General features: G+C 70.3%; 2 protein-coding genes. Both read right to left on the minus strand.

Features of this window, described 5'->3' with window-relative positions:
- The coding region (locus tag NTW26_09405) for a HEAT repeat domain-containing protein (protein MCX7022469.1) at positions 1-1,549 on the minus strand (1,549 nt) is incomplete at its 3' end.
- 142 nt (positions 1,550-1,691) lie between these two features.
- Positions 1,692-3,405: DUF3160 domain-containing protein (locus tag NTW26_09410; GenBank protein MCX7022470.1), on the minus strand; the 1,714-nt coding region annotated here is incomplete at its 5' end.

The raw sequence follows: 3,405 nt of genomic DNA on the forward strand, positions 1-3,405 counted from the left end.
GATCCCAGACCGTGAGCCGGCGCGCCTCGGGCTCGGGGTGGTCCAGCAGCCCCTGCATCAGCTCCCCGCCGAGCCGGTCGAAGAGCACGGCGAGCGCGCCCATCGCCTCGTCGTCCAGACCGATGTCGTGTCCGGCCAGGAAGGTGAAAAGGAGCGGGAGCCCCTCCTCGTCGGTCAGGCGGCAGTAGGCCAGGAAGGCTTCCCCGCGGACGGTCTTGCTGGGATCCGTGGCCATGCCCCGCCCCACGGCGGCCAGCGCTTCCGGGCTCCCCAGGACGCCCAGGGCCCGGGCGGCGGCGGACCGCGTCTGCCAATCCGCTCCCAGCTCCAAAAGTTCCATCAGGGGGTACACGAGGCTCGGGTCGCCGGCGTCCACGGCGGCCTCGGCGGCGGCGGTCAGCCTGGCCGGCACGGCGGCGGGATCCTCCAGCACCTCGGCGAGAACCGGCGCGGCGCGGCTGTCACCGATCCGCCCCAGGGACCGCAGGGCGGCCGACGAGGTCTCCACCGTGCCGGGCTTCGTCTCCCGGGCGTAGGTGGAAAGGAGGGGTACCGCGCCCGAATAACCCAGCCTCCCGAGCGTCTCGATGACGACCAGGCATTTCGCCAGGGGCGGCTCCTCCCCGAGATATTCCAGAAGCTCACCACCGGTCCGGGTGTCGCCCTTCGCGGCATAGAGGTCGCCCAAGGCGGACAGGGCGTCGGCGTGCTCGACCCGCTTCAGCATGGCGCCCGGCGGCTCGAGCCGGGATGCGTCGCCCACGGCCCCGACGAGCGCCGCGGTCACCGCGTCGTACACCGGGCCGTCGAACGCCCCGTAATAGACCTCCTGCAGCGCCTTAAGCGCGTCGTCGGACCGGCGCCGATCCCCGTCGGCCTCGGCCGCGACGGCCATCCGCCCCAAAAGACCGCAGGCGGCGAACATTTGTTCGGTGGGCGGCGGGGGGTCGCGCCGGATAAGGTCCCCCACCATCCCGATTCCGGCGGGATCGGGGTGGAGGGAGAGGGCCGCCAGCACCTCGGCCTCGTCGCCGGTGGGATCGTGCTCCAGGAGCCATTCCGCCAGCTTGACGGTCTCGTCGTCCGCCAGGCGGGCGAGGGACTCCAGGACGTCCAGGCGGTCCTCGTTGGTCGCCTCGCCGCTCCAGAAAGCGTTGCGCAAAAGCCTCCGGCTCTCGTCGGCATCCGTGTAGCCGAGCCCCCCGATGGCGGCGCGGAAAAGCGCGGGGTCCTCCAGGGCCTCGGAGAGAATCGGCAGGGATTCGGGGACGCCGATGAAGCCCAGCACGCTTAAAAGGGCGCCCTTCACCCCGGGGTCGGTCTCGTTCCGGTACACCTCGTACACCCGACCGAAGTAGTCGTAGCGCCCCCGGACGGCTTCAACGCCGAGCAGCGCACCAGCGGCGGCCGTCCGCACCTGCGGATAGGGGTCGTCCTCGAGCAGCAGGACGGCGCGGTCGGCCAGGGCGGACTGGGCTCCCCCGGTATTCCTCCATGAGGAGAGGGCCAGCGCGCGCAGCCGGTAATCGTCCGAGCGCCAGGTATCCACGAGGTAACCGATGGCGGAGGCCGCTTCTTCGCCCGTGTAGCGGCCCAGCGCCTCGATGATTCTACGCCGGACCTCGTAATCCTACTCACCGGCGGTGTTGTTAGCGAAAAAAGCCACGCAGCGGTTATCGCCCACCAGGGTTTTACCCCTTCGTCTCGTTCGGAACGTTCTCCGTCCCGCTCATCCGGTTACCGGGTTCGGGGGCGAAGGAGGCGGTCCACCCCGGGCGTATCGGCGGTGGTTCGGCCGTTACCTGAGCCAGCCAGTCGGAGAGGACCATGGGCGTCCGGCGCCCCATCTCGTAGTACCCGTAAGCGGCGCCGACGACGAGCAGACGGCCGCCCTCGGGACTGGGCACGATTCGCAGCAGCTCCTCGGCATTGCCCAGCCCCAGCGCCAGGTACCCCCCGTCGGCCTCGAAGTTCCCGACCCGGGCGCAGGTGGTTCCCGGCGAGTAACCCACCTCGGCGGGAGGGGCCTCCTTCAGGAGCTCCTCGGCCGTGGGATTCTCCTGCTCGCGGGCCAGCGCGGCCGCCTGGACCGCGGCCAGCGCCTCGCTCCCGGCCAGGGGCACGAATTCGGGAAAGAGCCCCTTCTCGCGCAACAGGTCGTGCTGACTCTTGACGAGCCCCGCCAGACGCTCGAAAAGCTCCGGGCAGGGTTCGACGTAAACGTACGGCAGGGGAAGCGCCGGTGTTTCGCCGGTCGTCCCGATCGAAAATGGCGCCGCAGGCTCGCTCTCGAACTCCACCGGCTCCGTGGTCAGCGCCAGCAGTCCGCCGCAGAACGAGTAGGCGGCGCGCAGGGCGGCGATGTCCGCCGCCGGTCCGACCCCCTCCTCCTCCTCCGGGGCGTCCGCCGACTCCGACGTGGCGAGGAACGGCCGCAGGGCGCGCATCCAACCGTAGAAAAGCCCGTCGTCGTGACGGCGCAGATCGGCCTTGACCGCGTTCAGCGCCTCCTCGAAACCCGCGTAGCCACCCTCGCCCTGCGCGTCGAAGAGCTGCTTCCAGGCCGCCTCGCTCCCGTCGGCGGCGGCGATGTCGAACAGGCCCGCGCTCGGGCGGCGCGTCTCGACCGTCCCGACGGCGGGGCTGCGAAGAGTGGCCAGGTAGGCCTCCAGAGGCCACGCCCGCTCGGAGAAGAGGGCGAAGGTCGGCTCTTTCTCTATCTCCTCGGGCTTGTCCTCGGCAATCTTGGCCTGAAGCCCGGCCACGGCCTCGGTGAAGCGGTCCAGCCCCTCGGGATCGGCCAGCTCGGCCAGGGTGACGTCGGCGCCGTAGGACTCGCGCATCAGCTCGTCCAGGGTATCCACGTCGAAGTCGTCGGCCTCGCCGAACTGGAAGGCGAAGGCGTCATCCAAGCGGTTCCAACTGGAGCGCAGCTCGCCGGTGCCCAGGAGGTAGGTGATGATGAGCGCCTCGAGGGCCTGATCCCGATCGGTCAGGCGGAACTTGACGCGGCTGGCCCAGTCGTAGCCGCGGTAGAATCCGGCGGCCGCCTCGCTGGTCCGCCGCACCCAGTCCGGCGCCTGGAAGAGCTCGGAGGGGTAGCTATCGTTCCCCCGGCTGACGACGGGGGCCGGTCCCACCCCGCCTCGGATGACCGTGGCGGCCTGGAAGGCATCGGGATCCGTGATTTCGGCGCGCACGACGTTGGCCGGGACCAGGAGCTCGCCCCCCACCTCGACGTAGGAGGCGAGGAACCGGAGATGGCCCATCAGGACGTCGTAGGCCTCCACGCCACCGACCTGGGCCACCAGGAGTGACTCGGGGTTGGCCAGGGCGTAGGAGCGGGCCTCCTCGAGCTGGTGTATCTCCTGTTTCAGCCGGGCGTCGAGGGCGAAATAGAAGTTG

It is taken from the genome of bacterium, from assembly GCA_026398675.1.
GTDB lineage: Bacteria > RBG-13-66-14 > RBG-13-66-14 > RBG-13-66-14 > RBG-13-66-14 > RBG-13-66-14.